Genomic DNA, 19027 nt, shown 5'->3' with positions numbered 1-19027 from the left:
AATAAAAAGAATCCACTTACAAGACAAGTGGATTCTCATGATCGCTCCATCTCTTCGTTAAATTGTAAACCGTTTCACCTGCTCTGACAACTTCTCCGCCATGATTGCCAGCACGTCTGATGCCGCGCTCATCTCTTCCGACGTAGCGGTTTGCTGTTCGGACGCAGCGGCGACCTCCTGCGTGTCGACAGCAGCCTGTTCAGCAAGGAGCGAAATTTTGTCCGCATCTTCGACAATTTTTTGCGTATCCCGGGCAATCGCCTGTGACGATTGGTTCATCCGCGTAATTTGCTTGTTGACGTCATCGACCGAGTGCAAAATGCGCTGGAACGCTTCCCCTGCCGTCGACACCCCTTCGCGTCCGAAGCGCACAACCTCTGTCGTCTGCTCCATTGCGCGGACCGCTTGGCTGATCTCGTCGTTGATCGTATGGATCAAGGCAGAAATCTCTTCCGCCGATTTGCCGGATTGCTCCGCAAGCTTGCGCACCTCGGACGCAACCACCGCGAAGCTGCGTCCTTGCTCGCCTGCGCGCGCCGCTTCGATCGCGGCATTCAAGGCCAGCAAATTCGTCTGGCTGCTGATTTCCCGAATCATTGTAATAATTCCGAGTATTTGTTCCGATTGCGCTCCCAAGTCCCGGATCACCTTTTCCGTCGACTGGACTTTACAGGTGATCTCATCCATCTCCTTGACCAGCTCGCCCAGCTTCTGCTCGCCCTCGTGCGCGAACTGATAGGCTTCCTGGGAATCGGAATTGACATGATCGGCATACTTGGCGATCTGCCCGATATCTTGTCCGATGCTATGCAGCGACCTGGTGGTCCGCTGCACCGTTTCCTTTTGGGCTTCCGAGCCTTGCGCAATGTCGGTCGCCGCGATCGAAATTTGTTCGGAGGCACGCGCACTTTCCGCCGCGCTTGCGGTCAGCTGCTGCGATGAAGCCGCCACTTGCTCGGAGACCTCCTGTACTTCCGCGAGCATCCTGCGGAAGACCGTCATCATCTCATTGAACATGGCAGACAGCTGGCCCAGTTCGTCACCCGTCTGAACCGGCACCTGCACGGTCAAATCCCCGGTCTCCGCCGCTTTCATCGCTGTGACCAGCTTGCGCAGCGGAACAAGAATGCGGCTCACGATAAAAATTCCCGCGATGGCTGCGACGACAAAGGCCGCGACGGCAATCGCGAACATGACGATTTTGTTTTTGTTGATCGGTTGCAGCAAATCGTCTTCATAGCTGCCGATCGCCAGCATCCAGCCATTCGGCAGCTCCTCATACGCCGTGATTTTTTTCTTGCCTTCCCATAAATATTCCAAATAACCGGTTTTCTCCTGAATCATTTGCTTCATGAACGCTTCCTGTCCGACGTTTTTGCCTGGTTCTTTCGGATGGAACAAAAGCGTTCCGGTATTGTCAAAGATGTATGCGTAGCCAATCATCCCGTTTGGTTGATAGTAGGTGGTCGCGACATCCTTCACCATTTCGTCAACCTTGGCCTTTTCGCTGTCGGTCAGGTCGGTCTTTTGCAGCAAAGGAGCCAGCTCCATCGCTTTAAGGTGCGTCAAATACTTCAGATCCTGTGTCGTCAGGTTTTTGACAGCTTTTTCGGCGCTTATGTACTGCAGGTAACTCAGCGCGAAAATCGGCGCCAACGTGATGATAATGATCGTTACCAGCAGTTTAAAGCGGATGGAAACCTTTTTGTTCATAAAATCGAATAACCTCCTATGACTGCATATGCAGACCAGTAATAGGTAAAGTGTACCATTACCAGCGTCACGAATAAATCTACACGCATGTGAATCTTTAACATTTTTTTGTCAAATTTTCGCAATCGCTTTTTCACCGTTTATTCACCATCCATCTTGCCGGTGAGAAACAATCGGATCGTGTGGAACCCGGGGTTAGACGGAAAAAAAATAGCCGAACACGCGGGCAGGGTGCATGTTGGGCTGTGGGTAACGCTATCGATTGGCGATCGGCTGATTCGCTTTCAAACCGTTTTGGGTCATAAATTTTTTCAAGTATTCATTCATTTGCTCCCGCTTTTCTGTTGCCGTTTCCAGTGGCACCGTCATCGCAGCTGCCAGTTTGTCGTCAGCGTAGTGGCAATGATGGTGGAAGGGGAACGGCTCCGCCAAATGCGTCATGATCAGCGGGATGTTTGTCGAGACACCTTGATTTTTCGGATGCAAGATCCACTCCAACGTTTTCCAGTCGAGGATGCCCTCCTCTGTCTTCCGGGGCGTCGCATACGCGAACGGTTCCGCAACGGAAGCAGCATACAGATACATGCCTCCAAATTGCTCGCGATCAACCGTCCACGATACCAGCCCTTTGTAGGTCAGCAAATACGCTGCATCTGTCAGACCCGTTTCCTCTGCAATTTCACGGATCATCGACTGACGTGGTGATTCATGCGGCTCGAGTTTGCCCCCGACGCCATTCCAGCATCCCATCCAGCTTGGCTTCTCTCGATTCAGCAGCAGGAAGCGATCGCCTTGTTGAATGAAACAAATGTTATAACGTATCATGTTTCCTCCTGAAGCTCCCGCATTTCGTTTTTTTAAAAAACCACCCACTCCAAATGAGCGGATGGTTTCCTGACTTTCTTTTCTACCCGCTGCCAAGCCTATCGCTTGATCCGCTTGATGATCGCCACGACCGCTTGCGCTGCGTGAACCGCATCCTCGACATCCACGCCCAGACCAAAGCTGAAGCGGATGGCAGAATTGGCCCGTTCCTCTGGCAATCCCATCGCGACGAGCACATGGGAAAGCTCCAGCGAACCGGACGTGCACGCAGAACCGCTCGCAGCCGCGATGCCTGCAATGTCGAGATTCATCAGCATCGTTTCGGTATCGACCGCAGGAAAGCTCACGTTCAAAATATGCGGCAAATAGGTTTCGGGATGGCCATTGACGGCAAACTCGATGCCGCTCTCCGCCCAGACGGACAGCATCGCCTCGCGCATCGCTCTGTATTTCGCAACCCGCTCGTCAAGCTCTTGCACGCTGCGTTTAAGCCCTTCCGCGAAACCGACGATGCCCGCTACGTTTTCTGTACCGGCACGACGCTTCCGCTCTTGTGCGCCACCGTGGATAAACGGATGGAAATTGACGTTTTTATGCACATACAAAGCGCCGATGCCTTTGGGACCGTTGATTTTGTGGGCCGTGAGCGAAAGCAGATCGACCGGCAGCTGCCCCACATTCAGCGGAATCGCTCCGGCCACCTGAACGGCATCCGTATGGAACAAAATGTCTTTCTCACGCAAAAACGCTCCGATCGCCTCGATCGGCTGGATCGTTCCCACTTCGTTGTTGCCGTATATGATCGAAACCAGGATCGTATCCTCACGTACCGCAGCTTTCAGCGTTTCCAGATGAACCATTCCGGTTTCATCGACAGGCAAATAGGTTACGTCAAAGCCAAGCGATTGCAAATACTCACAAGCATGCAAAACCGCATGGTGCTCAATCGCCGTCGTGATGATGTGGTTGCCTTTGTGGCGAAGCCCCAACGCCATCGAAATGATCGCCGTATTGTCCGCTTCCGTCGCGCCGCCGGTAAAAATCAGTTCGCGTGGCGTAATCCCCAGCAAGCGGGCCATTTCTTCCCGGGCCGTTTCTACTGCCGCACGTGCAGCGCGACCGTACCGATGAAAACTGGACGGATTGCCGAAATGCTCATGCAAATACGGCTGCATCGCGTCGACGACCTGCGGGTGCAACGGCGTAGTCGCCGCATGATCAAAATATCGCACGTCTGTCACCTGAACTTCCTCTCTAAACTGATCAATCCGTTAAATATAGAACATATAGCCGTCGGACAAACCATCATCCTTGTAATTGATGAGGTCTGCGAGCGTGGTCGAATCCAGCACCGCTGAAATGCTGTCGCGGATGCGCAGCCACAGGTAGCGTTTTGCCGGATCTTCCTCTTCCGTGAACTCGACCGGGCTGATTGGCCCTTCCAGAACACGAATCACATCGCCGGAAGTGATCTCCTCCGGTGATTTTGATAAAACATAACCGCCATACGCACCGCGGATGCTTTTCACCAGGCCGGCGTTGCGCAGCGGAGCGATCAGCTGCTCCAGGTAATGCTCCGACAGCTCATGGCGTGTGGCAATGCTCTTGAGCGATGTCGGCCCTTCGCCGTGGCGGGAAGCAAGCTCCATCATAATGGTCAATCCATAACGTCCTTTTGTTGAAATTTTCACTCCCAACAACACTCCTCTCTAAGCCTTTGTCTGTTGCGTGATCACGCATTATTTGTCATACATGTGCAGATATGATGTGGAGAAAATACGGTACAGGAGGTGACGGCCAAATGGCTACCAACAAACGTTCCGAACGCGGACGCAATCACCCGTCTGACACGATCTACGAGTATCCAGCCGGAACCATCGCGCATAAAGCGCGCTTTGGCGCGGATATCATCAGCAAAGTGCCGGATGAAGCCGGCGATTTGCCGAACAAGCCTGACGGCACCGTTCGCACCTAACCTTTTTTTACGCTCCTGATGGGATTCCATGAGGAGCTTTTCCTATGTGAATATCCGCTATTCGCCTTTTTCAGCGCGCTGTCTGCGCTTTTCTTGACGCGCGCGGATCTCATGTTCGTAGCCAATCTCTTTCGGTTGATAAAACCGGTAAGAAACCCCGTCGGGGAAGTATTGCTGCGGAATGTAGCCTTCCGGATCATCGTGCGGGTACAAATACCTTGCGCCATGCCCAAGCTTGGCCGCTCCCTTGTAGCTTTGGTCGCGCAAGTGCATGGGAACAGGCTTGTGCCCGTCGGTTTGGATGCGAGCGAGCGCTTGATTGATCCCGTTGTAGGCCGCATTGCTTTTCGGAGCGCATGCCAAGTATGTGGTCGCCTGTGCAAGCGGAATCCGCCCTTCCGGCATGCCCACCAGCTCAAGCGCCTGAAAACACGAGATGGCAACCGTCACCGCATTCGGGTCCGCATTGCCGATATCCTCGGAAGCGGAGATGACCAGCCTGCGCGCGATAAAGCGGTGATCTTCCCCCGCGTCGATCATGCGGGCCAGCCAATACAGCGCGGCATCAGGATCGGAGCCGCGAATCGATTTGATAAATGCAGAGATTGTATCGTAGTGGTTGTCTCCATTCTTATCATAACGAACCGCCCGCCGTTGAATCGATTCAACCGCAACGTCCAGCGTGATTTCGATGGAGCCGTCGGCAGACAGCGGAGTCGTGGAAGCAGCCAGCTCCAATGCGTTCAGCAGCCGTCTCGCATCGCCTTCCGCATAGTGGATCAAATGCTCCTCCGCCTCGGGCGTCACGCGAACATACAGTTCACCGAGCCCGTCCTTCTCATCGGTCAGCGCCCGCCGCATCACTTCCCGCAGTTCATCCGTGTCGAGCGAATGAAGCCGGAATATTTGCGAACGGGAAAGCAGTGCCGCGTTCACTTCGAAATACGGATTTTCTGTCGTGGCTCCGATCAAAATGATCGTTCCTTCCTCGACAAATGGCAAAAGCGCATCTTGCTGCGCTTTGTTGAATCTGTGAATCTCATCGACGAACAAGGTCGTGCGCGTAGACGACATGACCAGCCTGTCCCTCGCTTCGTCCACCACTTTCCGGATGTCGGCGACACCGGCAGTCACCGCGTTCAATTCCACAAAATGCGATTTGGTCGAATTGGCAATCACCTTTGCCAGCGTGGTTTTCCCTGTTCCCGGCGGTCCGTAAAAAATGAGCGACGAGAGATGGTCAGCCTCGATCGCCCGGCGCAACAGCTTGCCCGGCGCGATGATATGGCTCTGCCCGATGATCTCGTCCACCGTTTTCGGACGCATCCGTGCCGCCAGCGGCTTCATTCGGCCTGAATCTTTTTCTTCATACGAAAACGAAAACAGATCATCCATCATACTCACCCTTTAGCCGGCTGCCAGTTTAACAGATCCCGAACCACGACGCTGGCCAAAATCAACCCTGCCACCGACGGAACAAACGCGTTGCTCGCTGGAGGCTGTTTTACCTTGCGAATCGGCGAGTCTGGATTCGTGACGATTTTTTCGCGCACATCGGTATGGATCGCGACGGGAATCTCTTTGGAGTAAACAACCTTCACGCCTTTGTAAATGCCGTAATTTTTCAATTCGCGGCGCAGCACCTTGGCGATCGGGTCATAGCTCGTTTTGGAAATGTCCGTCACTTCAAAACGGGTCGGGTCCATTTTGTTGGCTGCACCCATGCTGGAAATGATCGGAATGTTGCGCTTTTTCGCTTCTACGATGAGGTGGATTTTGGCAGACATCGTGTCCATCGCATCCACGATGTAATCGAGTTTGTGGGCAAACAATTGCGGTGCGGTGGTTTCGTCATAAAACATTTGCATGGTGACGACCTCGCACTCCGGGTTGATCGCGGCGATGCGCTCTTTCATCAGCTCGGTCTTTTGCTGGCCGATCGTATGCAGCGTGGCATGAATCTGTCGGTTGATGTTCGTGATGTCCACGACGTCTTTGTCGATCAGGATCAGTTTGCCGACACCCGTCCGGGCCAATGCTTCAACCGTAAACGATCCGACGCCGCCGACGCCCAAAACCGCTACGGTACTGTTTTTCATCGTTTCGAGCCCTTCGGGACCCATTGCTAATTCGCAGCGTGAAAATTGATGCAACATAATTGAAACAACCTTTCACTTTATATTCAATCGGAAAAGTAGGATTGGTAAACGGCGAAAAAAAGCCCCGTTATGCCGTACTGTACCTCAGTTTTGAACCTGCCAGCTAGCAGGTGGGTGCATGGCCGACCAGCATCAGACTTCCACTCGAACGAGGCATGTCTTCGCCGGCCGGACGCAAAACTCCCGATAAAACATTTGTGGCTCAAAACAATCGGTAGGCACGTACATCGCAGGGCTTATTCGTTATTGTTATGGTAACACAAGAAAAAGCAGGCGTGCAAGTTAGCCCAAGGGAAAACCGCTTACGCTTCAACCTCTTCTTTTACTGCTGTTGTGGCAATGTGAATTTGCTTCAGCTGCGCAGCGTCCACTTCGCTTGGCGCATTCAGCATCAAATCGCTCGCGCTCGCCGTTTTCGGGAACGCGATGACCTCGCGCAGGTTGGTGCGGCCGGCCAGGAGCATGATCAGACGGTCGAGGCCCAGCGCCATTCCGCCGTGCGGAGGCGTACCGTAATCGAACGCATTCAGCAGGAAGCCGAATTTTTCGCGCGCGCTTTCAGGGGAATGCCCCAGCGTTTGGAACATTTTTTCCTGTACGTCGCGGTTGTAGATCCGCATCGAGCCTCCGCCCAGCTCATAGCCGTTCAACACCATGTCGTACGCTTGCGCACGCATTTGGCCAGGGTTCGTGTCGAACAGGTGCAAGTCTTCGTCTTTTGGACGAGTGAACGGATGGTGCAGGGCAACATAGCGGCCTTCTTCCTCATCCCACTCAACCAACGGGAAGTCAACCACCCACAGGAACTTGAACTCTTCATTGTTGATCAGGCCAAGCTCCGCGCCGAATTTGCTGCGCAGCGCGCCGAGTGCGTCCGCGACCACTTTCGGTTTGTCAGCAACGAACAACAGCAAGTCGCCTTCTTCCGCTCCCATGCGCTCTTTGATCGCGTCGATTTCTTCCGGGCTGAAGAACTTGGCGATCGGCCCTTTGATCTCGCCGTCCTTGAAGCCCATCCATGCCAAGCCTTTCGCACCGTAGCGGTTCACGAACTTGGTCAGATCGTCCGCTTCTTTGCGGGAATAATGACCGCAGCCTTTTGCATTGATCCCTTTTACTTGACCGCCGCCAGCGACTACGCTTGCGAACACTTTGAACTGACAGTTTTCCACCAGGTCGGAAATGCTGGTCAATTCCATGCCAAAGCGCACATCCGGTTTGTCGGAGCCGTAACGATCCATCGCTTCGGCATAAGTCAGGCGCGGGAATGGAGTTGGAACGTCGATGCCGACGGTTGCTTTGAATACGTGTGCGACCATTTGTTCCATCATCGGCAAAAGTTCTTCCATCGGCAAGAAGGAAGTCTCGATGTCCACCTGCGTGAATTCCGGCTGACGGTCTGCGCGCAAGTCTTCGTCGCGGAAGCAACGGGCAATTTGATAGTAACGCTCAAAGCCGGAAACCATCAGCAGCTGCTTGAACAATTGCGGCGATTGCGGAAGCGCGTAGAACTCGCCTGGATGCACGCGGGACGGTACCAAATAATCGCGCGCTCCCTCTGGCGTGCTGTTGCCGAGAATCGGCGTTTCCACTTCCAGGAAGCCGTTTTGATCCAGGAAGTCGCGGAACGCTTTCGTCGCTTTGCTGCGCAGCAAGAACGTTTTTTGCATTTCCGGACGGCGCAGGTCCAGATAACGATATTTCAGCCGCACCTGCTCATCGACTTCGATGTCGTCTTCCAGCAGGAACGGAGGTGTCTTCGCTTCGTTCAAAATGGTGATCTCGTTGATGTGAACTTCGATCTCGCCTGTTTTCAGCTTGGGGTTGATCGCTTCTTCGGCGCGCGCTACGACTGTTCCGCGTACGGAAAGAACGTATTCGCTGCGGACGCGGTCCGCTTTTTCCCATGCCGCTTTGTCATACTCCGGATTGAAAACCACTTGCACCAGACCGCTGCGGTCGCGCAAGTCTACGAAAATGACGCCGCCCAGGTCGCGGCGCTTTTGAACCCAACCGTTGAGCACAACTTCCTGCCCGATTTGTTCCTTGCTCACGTCCCCGCAAAACAGGGTGCGATAAATGCTTGCCATTGTTAAACCCTCCACTTTGTCTCTACTGTGTATGTGTTTATTTCCGTATTGCTGCTGCCAATTCGCCCAGCGGCAATTCACGCTGCTCGCCGGTCGCCATTTCTTTTAAAACAACGGTTCCGTTTGCCAGCTCGGATTCGCCGATAATCGCGGTAAATTTCGCCTGCAGACGGTCCGACGCTTTCAGTTGGGCTTTCATTTTGCGCCCGAGGTAATCCATTTCGGCGATCACGCCTGCTTGCCGCAGCTGGTCGAGCAGCTTGAAGGCGGTCGCTTTCGCCTGCTCGGTCTGCACGACGATGAAGCAATCGATCCCGGTTTCCACCGGAAGCGCGATCCCTTGCTTTTCCAGCGCCAAGAGCAGGCGCTCGATGCTCAGCGCAAACCCGATGCCCGGCATATCCTCGCCGCCGAGATCGGCAACCAGCCCGTTGTAGCGTCCGCCGCCGCAAAGCGTTTCGACTGCGCCGATTTCCGCCATTTTGATCTCAAAGGCCGTTTGGGTGTAGTAATCGAGCCCACGCACCATCCGCGGGTTGATGGTAAACGGAATGCCGATCGCTGCCAAATAATCTTGCACTGCCTGGAAGTGGGCGGAAGACTCTTCGCTCAGATGCTCCAAAATCGATGGGGCGTCTTTTGTCAGCGTCTTGCATTTCTCCACTTTGCAATCGAGCACGCGCAGCGGGTTGCGGTCCATCCGCTCCTGGCAGTCCGGGCACAGATCATGGCGGACATTTTCCAAAAACGCCATCAGGTGCGTGCGGTGGCGCGCGCGGTCTTCAAGGGTGCCGACGCTGTTCAGCTCGACGGACAGCCCTTTGATCCCCAGCTCCTCATACAGGCGGATCGCAATCGAGATCACCTCTGCGTCGATCGCCGGATCAGCCGATCCGATCGCTTCCACGCCGAATTGGGTAAACTGGCGGAAGCGGCCTGCTTGCGGACGCTCGTGGCGGAACATCGGTCCGATGTAGTACCATTTGGTCGGCTGGTTCGCCGCGCCGTAAAGCTTGTTCTCCACATAGGAGCGCACAACCCCCGCCGTATTTTCCGGCCGGAGCGTCAATCCCTCCTGCTGTGTTTCGCCGAGCGTCAGCTCTTTCGTTTGTTTGTCCTTGATCCATGCGAGCGAGTAAACTTCCTTCTGCACGACATCGGTCGTTTCCCCTACGCCCCGCAGGAACAGGTCCGTCGATTCGAAGATCGGCGTGCGGATTTCACCGTAATTGTAACGGCGGCACAGCTCGCGCATTTTTTGCTCGATGTACTGCCACAGCTCGACCTGCCCGGGCATGACATCTTGCGTGCCGCGTGGAATTTGAATTTTGGCCATAAGCGCTTCCTCCAACAAAACGTGATTGAAATAAAAAACTCCCGTCCCTGATACGACGAAAAAAATCGCCATATCAGGGACGAGAGATGTTCGCGTTGCTACACATTTGCTCCCGTGGTGCCACCCTGCTTGGATCATGGTCATGATCCCGCTTCAAAATCGTTAACGCCGATCATACGCTGTCCGGTTACTGGTATCATGCGTTCACCGGAAGTCCTCGTGGAGGTCATTCGCTGCATCGTCATAGAGAAGTGCTTTCAGCCACGACACTTCCTCTCTAGCTACTCGTCATGCAGGTACTTGGTCCCGTCATCAGATCATCTCTAATTATTTCCGAATCATATCAAAATCAAACATGGCCGTCAAGCAGGCGCGCGTGGAGTTTTTGCCAACTGCTATTTCTTCGCCGTCATTTCGAACCACTTTTTGAAATCGTCCGCAGCGTATTCGCCTTCGATGCGGTCCACTTCCTTGCCGTCCTTGAAGTGAATCAGCGTCGGTGTTCCGGTGATTTTGTAATCGTCCCAACTTTGCTCAAATTCAAGCACGTTGTTCTTTTTCATATCGATGCCCAATTCTTTCGCTACCGGAACCAAAATCGGCGTGGTGCGCTCGCAGTGCTCGCAAAGCGGGCTGTAGAAGTAGACATAGGTGTCTTCTTTTTTCGCCAGTCGCTCTTTCAGCGCATCCGGCACGATCTGGTTGTCGTAGAGCGGATCGTTCAGCTGCGCCACCGTGGCGGGATTCAACGTTTCTTTGCCGTACGGATTTCCTTTGGCCGCTTGCTTGTTGGAGTAGTCCGAGTACACCATGCCGCCGATGAAAACCAGGACGATCGCGACCAGAAAAATAACCAGTTTTTTCATGGATTAGTCTCCCTTCGTTTGTTTCCAGATGTAAAGATTCAGTCCCGCGATCAGGGCAAACGCAATCAAGGCCAACAACGGAATGGTGATGAAGCCAAACCAGTTGATATAGTCGGTGTTGCAAGGGATGATGCCGCAAGATTTGCCGAGTTCCTGCATCGCCGGCAGCTTTTGAATCAGGTAGTGATAGATGGAGAACAGCCCGCCGATGACCGAAAGAACGGTGACATAGAGGGATTGCTTGTAGTCTTTGCGCACGACGGCGATGCCTAACAGGACGGTGAGCGGATACATCAAAATCCGCTGGAACCAGCACAGCTCGCAGGGAAGGAACTTCATCACCTCGGAGAAATAAAGGCTTCCGAGCGTCGCAATCACCGCGATGACAAAAGAGAGGAAAAAGGCTTGTTCGATGGTTGAATCCCGTTTTGGCATAGTGACTCCTTACGATCTTGATTTTGGATGATACTTTTCCATCTTATCACAAAAAGATATGTGCTAACATTAAGTTAGTGACAACTTTTTTACCATTTTTCTGCCTCGCCTAGCGCAGACGATTCAGCATCTTTTGGTAGTGCTGCTTGACGTCCTCGATATGCTCCCTCATCCATTTGCTGCTGCGTTCGCTGTCCCCGGCTTTGACGGCCTGCAAGATTTCCTTGTGGTAATAAAGCGCCTGGTGCACATCGTCTTCGGTGGCCATCTCAATCCGCACTTTTTTGAAAAATTCGGCGATCGAGTTATATACCTGCAAAATGATCCCGTTTTGTGTGGAACGGGCAAGCGTGTTGTGAAAGACGAGATCGGGCACAATGATCGGTGCGTCCATTTTGATGCATACCTCGAGATCGATGATCGATTGTTCAAGAATCTGGATATCCGCTTTCTCGATCCGCTTGGCTGCCAGATGGGCGATCTCCCCTTCGACCCCCTGACGCAATTCCAGGAGGTGGAGCGAGCTGGTGAAATCAACCAGCATCATCAGCGTTTGCGTAATCTCCCCGCTGTTTTGGAACGGATTTTTTTTCACATAGACGCCTTTTCCCGGCCGCTTCTCGACGATTCCTTGCTCTGAGAGCGTTTGCAACGCCTCGCGAATCGACGATCGGCTGACCTCGAGCATGTTGACCAGTTCGCGCTCCGAGGGGAGCTTGTCCGCTGGTTTCAACTCTTTTTTGCGGATGAAGTCCAGCAAATACTTTTGAACCGTTTCACTCACGATCACCATGGCTGCCAATTCCTTTCTTGTTTTCAGTCGGACCGGTCGGACCGGAATTGTGCGCAAACATTTTGCCTACATCGTACTGGAGCGCCCACGCCCTGTCAATCGGCGCATGCGTCCAATGTTGAAAAACAGGCTGTGCCGGCCTGCGCTTTCGTACGCTTGCCTTCACAACCTGTCCGCTACGATGCTTTATGCAAATTCATAGAGGGCGTCCAGCGCCTTGATCTTTTCGTCTACTAGCTCTCGGTATGTGTCGTTGTAGGTTTTCGGATCTTTCGGATTGGGGAAGCGGGTAAACTGCTCGCTGCCTGGCTGCATCAGCTTGGAGACGGCGCCGCAGCCGAGCCCGAGGATCGTCTGCACCTCTTCCATGATCATGATGTTGTAGATGCTTTCCTTCCCGGGAAGCGAATAGCCCACGTTCTCCAAATTGCCCAAAATGTTTTTTTGCCGATAGAGATAATAGGGCAAATAGCCGTTTTCCCGTGTCCATTCCGTGCCCAGCTCCATCATCGCCCGGATTTCGTCGCGGCTTGCCACCTTGTACCGCTCCTTGTTTTGGGTCATTTCCGAGGCGCGCTTGAAGGACAGCGTGTGGACGGTGAGCGATGCCGGCATCAGCTTCGCCGTTTCCGCCAGGCTGTGCCGCCATTCGTCCATCCCCTCGTTCGGCAGGCCGATGATCAAATCCATATTGATGTTTTCAAAGCCCAATTCCGTGGCCAGCTTGTATTTTTCGATCGTTTCCGCAACGGTATGGTGACGTCCGATCGCCTGCAGCGTCTCTTGCGTGAACGACTGCGGATTGATGCTGATCCGGTCGGTCTTCCACTTTTTCATTACAGCCAGCTTTTCGGGCGTAATCGTATCCGGCCGGCCCGCCTCTACCGTCAGCTCGCGCACCTTGTCCATATGCGGGAACGATTCATGCAGCGTGACGAACAATGCGTCCAAATCTTCCGCCGTTATGCTGGTCGGCGTTCCCCCGCCAAAGTAGAGCGAGGTGATGCGCAAATCGTGCCTGGTCAGCCATTTGCCCATCTCGCGAATTTCGTAATGGAGCCCTTCCAAAAACGGGTTGACGGATGCGGTATGACTTTTTATCGCATAGGCAGGAAACGTACAGTACGCACACTTCGTCGGACAGAATGGAATGCCAATATATACCGAAAGCTCCCGACTGATGTCGTACAGATCAGGCACCACCTGCAGCTGGCGATCGACAATTTCCTGCAAGAGCGACAGCTTGTACGGCCGCATCATGTAGTCCTCGCGCAGATGGCGGTGCACTTTTTCTCGCGGCGTCCCTTGCGCCAGCATTTTATGCAAAAGCTTTGTCGGACGAATGCCGGTCAAAATTCCCCAGCCTTGCTCGATGCCGGTGTACTGTTCCAACAGCGTCAGCAGCGTGTAGCTGATCGCCTGTTTGGCTGTCTTGCGCTCCGCCTTTTCCTCGCGAACGGTATACGGGCGGAAATAGCGAAACTGTTTTTCGCCTGCTTGTCCGCTCAGCTTTCCTTCCGCCTGCACGCCTTCGGCCGTATGGGCGCAAGACAGCTCGATGTACAGGTCATCCGGCGCTGCAGCCTGCCGCTGCGCTACATATGTCACCTCTGGATCTTCAAAAAACAGAGCGAGAATAAAACCGACTTCTCGCTCAAACGCATGTCCAATGCAATGTATTTGAATCATTCGTATGTGTTCACCTGCTTTTCTCGTGTACCCATCCATCTTACCGAACACGAAAAGCGCGGTCAATCAATGAACATGCGGGAGAAGCGGCAGGTCACCGCTTGTTTCGGCGCAGCTTCTGCACCTCGCGAATGGACAAGCCCAACTCCTGTGACATTTCCACATCGTTCAACGCAGCTTCCTTTTCCAGATGATCATGAAAATCTACGGAAAACTGCTGGCGATTCAACTGGTTTACAAACGTTTCGTTCAATGATTGGCGCATGGGAATCCTCCTGGGGCAGATTTTCGAATGACCATCAAATCCCGCTGATTTTGTCCCTTTTTGCAGGAAAATGCAGGATGATGCAAGAACTTTTCCAAAGAAGAATTTGGCAAACATCAGCGAGTCTATCAGAAAGGGAGTTCAACAGTGTTAAAACGTCTTCTTGCCTTTTTCATCGCAGGCACACTCGTTTGCGGCGGGCTTCCCGGTTATGCCTCTGCCCGCACCATCCAAACAACCGTCGACAAATTAAACGTGCGTACCGGCCCAAGCTTAACCTCATCGGTCACCACCACCTTGCCGCTCGGCACGAGCTACACCGTCGAAAAGCAGCAAGGCGATTGGCTGCAAATACGGCTGCCTGCCAATCAAACGGGCTGGGTAGCAGGCTGGCTGGTTCAAGAAACTGCTTCTGCCACAGCACCCGTGAAACCGGCAGGACCGACCGGCAACGCAGCGCAAAAGCCTCCTGCGCCTGAACTGGCCGCCGGCACGGTCATCCACCTGCACGTAACCGTTAACGTTTATGCCTCACCGAATGCGGCGCAAGCGCCGATCGGACAGATCAGCGAGGGCGATCAGGTCACAATCCTCGGCAGCGCCAACAGCTGGTCGCAGATCATGTACGACGGCATGGCAGCCTGGATTCAGCCTGACGTCGCCGCACCATCAGGGACGCCGGCAGCACCGGAGACAAGCACCCATCCGACCGCGCCAACTCCACCGGCGTCGCTCGGGACCATCAAGGTGAATGCGCCTGCCGTCAACCTGCGCAGCATGCCGACGACAGACAGCGACTTGTTGACAACGATGCCGCTGGGAACGGTACTGACCGTACTGGGCGCGGACGGCGACTGGTACCAGGTCCAAACGTCTGACGGACAAAGCGGCTGGGTGGCTGGCTGGCTCGTTACCAAGCCGGAGCGCACCGTCCCAAGCACGCCACCGGCACCCTCGTCCACCGCGAAGACGGTGACGGTGCTCGGCTCCGACACCAATATTCGCAGCGGCCCTGGCACGAACACCGCGATTCTGACTCGCGTGCAAACAGGCGACAAGCTGACACTAGTCGGAAGCTCCGGTGACTGGTACCAGATCAGGCTGGCAAACGGGCAGCTTGGCTATATCGCAAGCTGGCTGGTCACGACGGACGATCATCCTGACAACTCGACACCAATCGTCGTCAAAGGCGACGAACTGCAAGGGAAAATCATCGTCGTCGATCCGGGGCATGGCGGAACGGACAGCGGCGCGACCGGGACAAGCTACTCCACGCTGGAAAAAACGATCAACCTGCAGGTAGCCCTCAAGCTCCGCAACAAGCTCGAGGAATCCGGTGCGACCGTGATCATGACCCGTTCCGACGACCGTGCCCTGACGCTTCAGCAGCGGGTGGATGTAGCCATCACGAACAAAGCAAATCTATTTGTCAGTATTCACCACAACACACATCCCAATACGCAAACAAACGGGTCGATCGTCTTTTACTACAACCAGACGACCTCAGGCAAGCTCGCATCCATCGTCCAAAATGAGCTTGTCCTGGCGACAAATTACACCAACCTGCAATCCCGCTTTGGCGACTATTATGTCCTGCGTGAAAATCCGGTGACATCCATACTGGCGGAGGTCGGCTTCCTCACCAACCCGCAAGAAGAGCTTGCCGTGCGCTCGGACAGCCAGCAAGAAGCGGCAGCGCAAGGACTATACAACGGCATTGTGAAATACTTTGCATCGATCCGATAATCTCCTGCAATCAAACGAACGAGCCCATGGAGAACTTCCCGGGCTCGTTTCTTTTTGTCCTGTAGTTCAATTTAACTAAAAACAAGCTGCGTCATTTTCTACTTTTTACCTAGAGAATGCTTGTAAAAATTTGTTTAGAACTGTAAATTATGAAGAGATTGACTAATTCAATGATGAGGGAATACACATGATCAATGGAAATCCGTACTCGCGAAAAGCGTCTTTATCCTTACATATAACCGAATTTGAGATGCCTCCCATGCAAGATTTGTTGATTATCGGCAAAAAAGCGCCCATCGGGCCAGAGGCAGTACGGCGAATGGCAGAAGCACTCTCTCCCGATCAATTTGAGGTGATCCATCTCGACCATGCCAAGATCGAAGCGCTTCTGGTCAAGAAAACGCTGCTGGAAATGCTCGATCGCGAAACCTTGATGCAAATCGCCTTGGAAGAAACGCAAACCATCTTTAACGAGTACATGGTGTTGCGCTCTGAAGTGAAGCTTTCTATCAAAGTAAATCGAGAGGTTGATTTGAAGTGAAGTTAGCCCACATTTTGACACGTGACGTGCATACGATTACATCGGATAAAAGCGTCAAAGCCGCAGGCGAGAAAATGGATGCCTGCAAGGTTGGCTCGCTTGTCGTCGTTGAAGCGGAGCAGGTGATCGGCATCATCACCTCGCGCAACGTCCGGACAAGCCATCCGAACCGTCTGGTAGCAGACGCGATGACCACCAAGCTCATCGCGGTCTCGCCTGAGCTTTCCATTTTTGACGCGATGAACACGATGCAGCGGCATGAGATCGAGCGTTTGGTTGTGATGCAGGAAGGCCAGCTGGAAGGAATTGTGACGCGCGAAACCGTGATGGCCAGCATCAGCATGTTGCTGGACCCGCTGACAAAGCTTTACCGCAGCCCGTACATCACCTACATCACCGAGCAATTGCTGGCTTCCGGACAGCCCTTCTGGTTTTTGTTTGTGGACATGAACGATTTCGGTTTCGTCAACAAAGAGTACGGCCATATGGTCGGCGACCAGGTCTTGACCCATTTCAGCGAGCAGTTGCGCCAGTGTGCGCTCGAAAGCGACGCGCTGTGCCGCTTTGCCGGCGACGAATTCATTGTCCTGACGACCCATTCGCAGGAACATGCGCAGCGGCTGGTTGATCGGCTTTCGCAGCCGTTCCTATGCGAGCCGGTCACCTATAGCGCAGCGGTTGCCATGTACACGCACGCCGGTACCTCCACCTCCCCTTCCCCGACCTTCCGGGACATCTTGAACCGGACCAGTCTCCAAACGTCACAGATGAAAAAAAAAGCCGCACTCGCCCACCACAACTGAAGACCTGCGAAAAAAAGCAAAAGCACCCCTTTTGACGCAAGCGCCAGGGGTGCCCGTTTTTTTGTCTAGTAACTGTATTCGATCCCGTACGTGCCTGCCTGGTCCCAGTTCCACCATTCGACTTGCCCCACATACGGGTGGGAAAACCGCGTTTCCTGCTTCAGTTTAAGCAGCTCTTTCGTCGGTCCCGTGATGACTGCGCCGTACAGCTTGACGCCGTGCTGCTTCAGGTAGTCGATGCGCTCCCCAAGCTTGGGAGCCGGGCGGAAGCGCGCGTCTTCCAGCATGGAGGTGGCCAGCGCTTTTTGGCTGTCCAAATACTCGAGTTCCCGAATCAACAGCTGTGACCGGCGCTCCCCCTGACCATTGACTTCTAGCGAGCCATCCGCGAAAAGGAAGTGCGCCTCGGTATCGTATCCCCATACCTCGCCTTTGCCCAGCGTCCCTTTCTCCTGCCCCTCCTGACCGGTATCGATGGCCAGCCAGGTCGTATCCAGATCATACTTGCGGATAATGGCAAAATACTCGTCGTGCGTCATCAGCCGGTCAAACGAGACGGCAAGCTGCGCGACCGTCCCTTCCGGCAGTTTTTCCAGCGTCCGCCATCCGGCGCTGGTGACTCCCGGCGTATCCGCTTTCGACTGCTGTACTGCTGGCGGAAAGTGAAAAAACAGCCGGTTTTGATGAAACCCCTGATTCCAGGCGTACTTGAATTGAGGCTTGAATAAAAAAACATCGTTCTCCGCTTTGCCCACCGACTTGCGCTCGCGGCCCACTTTCTCCTCCAGATCGTACTTCATCTCCATGGAAAAAAACAAGCCGCCGTTCGTCCCCCCGCCGCCAACGGACATGCCCGGATTCGTAAAGGTCACCACATCCTCCATCACCCGCTGAAAATCTTTGGACGCGGGCCAAAACCACAAATAATTGAAAACCTGGCTCAAGATCAACAGCGTCACGATGATCGCCGTAATTCCCCCCGTGGTGAAAAAAATGTGGGAGAATCGGCTGCGCCACTTGCTCTTTCGCAAAATTTGCCGCTGCTTTTGCTCGGAGAGCGCCGGCAGCTCATCCGGATCTCCAGCGAGGAGTTCGTCGAACATCAGCTTCTCCAGCTTGCCCTCCAGCATCGCATCCTGCGCAATCTCCGCCCGCAGCTTGCGAATCTCGTCTTCGTCCAGCTCGCCGCGCAAATAGGCTTGCAACTTTTGGACCGAATCGTTGTGGCTGTCTTTCATTTGTTCATCCGCTCCTTCCAAATCCCCTGCAGCTTCTGCCTGCCGCGATAGACGGTTATTTTGACATCCGCTGCCGTCAAATCGAGCACTTCGCCGATTTCCGCATAACTGAAATGATGCTTGTAGCGAAGCAGCAGCACCTGTTTTTGTTTTTCGGAAAGCAGGTCGAGCAGTTTCAGAAACGTGTGCCACTCTTCCTTTTCCAGCAGCTGCCTCTCCGGACTGCCTCGTTCATCAGCGTGCTCCACCATTTCTTGCAAGACGACAGGGTCCATCGGAATTTGCAACCGCTGTTTGCGATGCCAATCGACAAAGGCGTGGTACGCCACTTTAAACAGCCACGGCCTCACTTTTTCCCCCTGGTAGTCATCGAGATACAAGTAGGCACGGATGAACGTATCTTGGGTCAAATCTTCCGCCTGCTTTTCATTTCTCGTCAATCGGTAGAGGTACAAGTAGATTTCTTTCATGTACAGGCGATAGATGTGATCTAGGTTCACGGCTCCACCTCTCCCTTTCACTCCTTTCCACGGCTCTGCCGTCAAAGAAGTTA

At 53.8% G+C, this 19027-nt stretch carries 19 protein-coding genes and 1 other RNA gene; 4 read left to right on the top strand and 16 right to left on the bottom strand.

Features of this window, described 5'->3' with window-relative positions:
* Positions 1 to 57 precede the first annotated feature (57 nt).
* The 4 genes from ACTID9_RS09865 to cymR all read right to left on the bottom strand — a co-directional run bounded on the left by ACTID9_RS09865 (position 58) and on the right by cymR (position 4229).
* Complete coding sequence (locus ACTID9_RS09865; RefSeq protein ID WP_441071063.1) at positions 58 to 1713, bottom strand: methyl-accepting chemotaxis protein; 1656 nt, start codon at positions 1711 to 1713, stop codon at positions 58 to 60.
* A gap of 255 nt (positions 1714 to 1968) precedes the next feature.
* Positions 1969 to 2538, bottom strand: a complete 570-nt coding sequence (locus ACTID9_RS09860) for an NUDIX hydrolase (RefSeq protein WP_441071061.1) — start codon at positions 2536 to 2538, stop codon at positions 1969 to 1971.
* Positions 2539 to 2636: 98 nt separating this feature from the next.
* On the bottom strand, positions 2637 to 3779 hold the full coding sequence (locus ACTID9_RS09855; RefSeq protein WP_441071060.1) for a cysteine desulfurase family protein: 1143 nt from the start codon (positions 3777 to 3779) through the stop codon (positions 2637 to 2639).
* A 30-nt stretch (positions 3780 to 3809) separates the two neighbouring features.
* Complete coding sequence (gene cymR / locus ACTID9_RS09850; protein WP_441071058.1) at positions 3810 to 4229, bottom strand: cysteine metabolism transcriptional regulator CymR; 420 nt, start codon at positions 4227 to 4229, stop codon at positions 3810 to 3812.
* 110 nt (positions 4230 to 4339) lie between these two features.
* Here cymR and ACTID9_RS09845 point away from each other — a divergent pair, with 110 nt between their 5' ends.
* Positions 4340 to 4513, top strand: coding sequence for a hypothetical protein (locus ACTID9_RS09845; RefSeq protein WP_441071056.1), 174 nt, complete (start codon positions 4340 to 4342; stop codon positions 4511 to 4513).
* A gap of 57 nt (positions 4514 to 4570) precedes the next feature.
* Here the strand turns inward: ACTID9_RS09845 and ACTID9_RS09840 are convergent, their stop codons facing one another.
* From ACTID9_RS09840 to ACTID9_RS09795, 10 genes are all read right to left on the bottom strand, one after another.
* Positions 4571 to 5908, bottom strand: a complete 1338-nt coding sequence (locus tag ACTID9_RS09840; RefSeq protein WP_441072529.1) for a replication-associated recombination protein A — start codon at positions 5906 to 5908, stop codon at positions 4571 to 4573.
* Positions 5909 to 5913: 5 nt separating this feature from the next.
* A complete protein-coding gene (locus tag ACTID9_RS09835) occupies positions 5914 to 6669 on the bottom strand; it encodes a tRNA threonylcarbamoyladenosine dehydratase (RefSeq protein WP_441071055.1) in 756 nt (251 codons plus the stop codon).
* 60 nt (positions 6670 to 6729) lie between these two features.
* Positions 6730 to 6911: non-coding RNA, 6S RNA (ssrS, locus tag ACTID9_RS09830), on the bottom strand.
* Positions 6912 to 6974: 63 nt separating this feature from the next.
* On the bottom strand, positions 6975 to 8762 hold the full coding sequence (aspS, locus tag ACTID9_RS09825; RefSeq protein ID WP_441071053.1) for an aspartate--tRNA ligase: 1788 nt from the start codon (positions 8760 to 8762) through the stop codon (positions 6975 to 6977).
* Positions 8763 to 8799: 37 nt separating this feature from the next.
* Positions 8800 to 10098: a histidine--tRNA ligase gene (gene hisS / locus ACTID9_RS09820; RefSeq protein ID WP_441071051.1), complete on the bottom strand. Its 1299-nt coding sequence runs from the start codon at positions 10096 to 10098 to the stop codon at positions 8800 to 8802.
* Between the two features lie 395 nt (positions 10099 to 10493).
* Entirely contained in the window at positions 10494 to 10964 is a 471-nt protein-coding gene (locus tag ACTID9_RS09815; RefSeq protein ID WP_441071049.1) for a thioredoxin family protein, read from the bottom strand.
* A 3-nt stretch (positions 10965 to 10967) separates the two neighbouring features.
* Positions 10968 to 11399 (bottom strand): disulfide oxidoreductase, encoded by a 432-nt coding sequence (locus tag ACTID9_RS09810; protein ID WP_441071047.1) that lies wholly within the window; start codon positions 11397 to 11399, stop codon positions 10968 to 10970.
* A 109-nt stretch (positions 11400 to 11508) separates the two neighbouring features.
* Positions 11509 to 12192, bottom strand: a complete 684-nt coding sequence (locus ACTID9_RS09805; protein WP_441071046.1) for a FadR/GntR family transcriptional regulator — start codon at positions 12190 to 12192, stop codon at positions 11509 to 11511.
* A 186-nt stretch (positions 12193 to 12378) separates the two neighbouring features.
* Complete coding sequence (locus ACTID9_RS09800; protein WP_441071045.1) at positions 12379 to 13881, bottom strand: coproporphyrinogen III oxidase; 1503 nt, start codon at positions 13879 to 13881, stop codon at positions 12379 to 12381.
* A gap of 94 nt (positions 13882 to 13975) precedes the next feature.
* Positions 13976 to 14146, bottom strand: a complete 171-nt coding sequence (locus ACTID9_RS09795) for a hypothetical protein (RefSeq protein WP_441071043.1) — start codon at positions 14144 to 14146, stop codon at positions 13976 to 13978.
* Positions 14147 to 14293: 147 nt separating this feature from the next.
* On the opposite strand from ACTID9_RS09795, the gene ACTID9_RS09790 reads away from it, so the two are divergent.
* From ACTID9_RS09790 to ACTID9_RS09780, 3 genes are all read left to right on the top strand, one after another.
* Positions 14294 to 15892, top strand: coding sequence for an SH3 domain-containing protein (locus ACTID9_RS09790; protein WP_441071041.1), 1599 nt, complete (start codon positions 14294 to 14296; stop codon positions 15890 to 15892).
* Between the two features lie 259 nt (positions 15893 to 16151).
* Positions 16152 to 16433 carry a hypothetical protein gene (locus ACTID9_RS09785; RefSeq protein WP_441071040.1) on the top strand — a complete coding sequence of 94 codons (282 nt, stop codon included), beginning with the start codon at positions 16152 to 16154 and terminating at the stop codon, positions 16431 to 16433.
* Positions 16430 to 17236 carry a GGDEF domain-containing protein gene (locus tag ACTID9_RS09780; RefSeq protein ID WP_441071038.1) on the top strand — a complete coding sequence of 269 codons (807 nt, stop codon included), beginning with the start codon at positions 16430 to 16432 and terminating at the stop codon, positions 17234 to 17236. Before ACTID9_RS09785 ends, ACTID9_RS09780 begins: the two co-directional genes overlap by 4 nt.
* A gap of 65 nt (positions 17237 to 17301) precedes the next feature.
* Here the strand turns inward: ACTID9_RS09780 and ACTID9_RS09775 are convergent, their stop codons facing one another.
* Positions 17302 to 18474 (bottom strand): anti sigma factor C-terminal domain-containing protein, encoded by a 1173-nt coding sequence (locus ACTID9_RS09775; RefSeq protein ID WP_441071036.1) that lies wholly within the window; start codon positions 18472 to 18474, stop codon positions 17302 to 17304.
* Positions 18471 to 18974, bottom strand: a complete 504-nt coding sequence (locus ACTID9_RS09770) for a sigma-70 family RNA polymerase sigma factor (protein WP_441071034.1) — start codon at positions 18972 to 18974, stop codon at positions 18471 to 18473. Before ACTID9_RS09770 ends, ACTID9_RS09775 begins: the two co-directional genes overlap by 4 nt.
* Positions 18975 to 19027 lie beyond the last annotated feature (53 nt).

Origin of the sequence: Brevibacillus fluminis, from assembly GCF_052072235.1 — a bacterium.
In the GTDB taxonomy this organism is placed as follows: domain Bacteria; phylum Bacillota; class Bacilli; order Brevibacillales; family Brevibacillaceae; genus Brevibacillus_D; species Brevibacillus_D fluminis_A.
The sequence above is the reverse complement of the archived record's forward strand: the minus strand, read 5'-3'. Positions and strand labels throughout refer to the sequence as shown.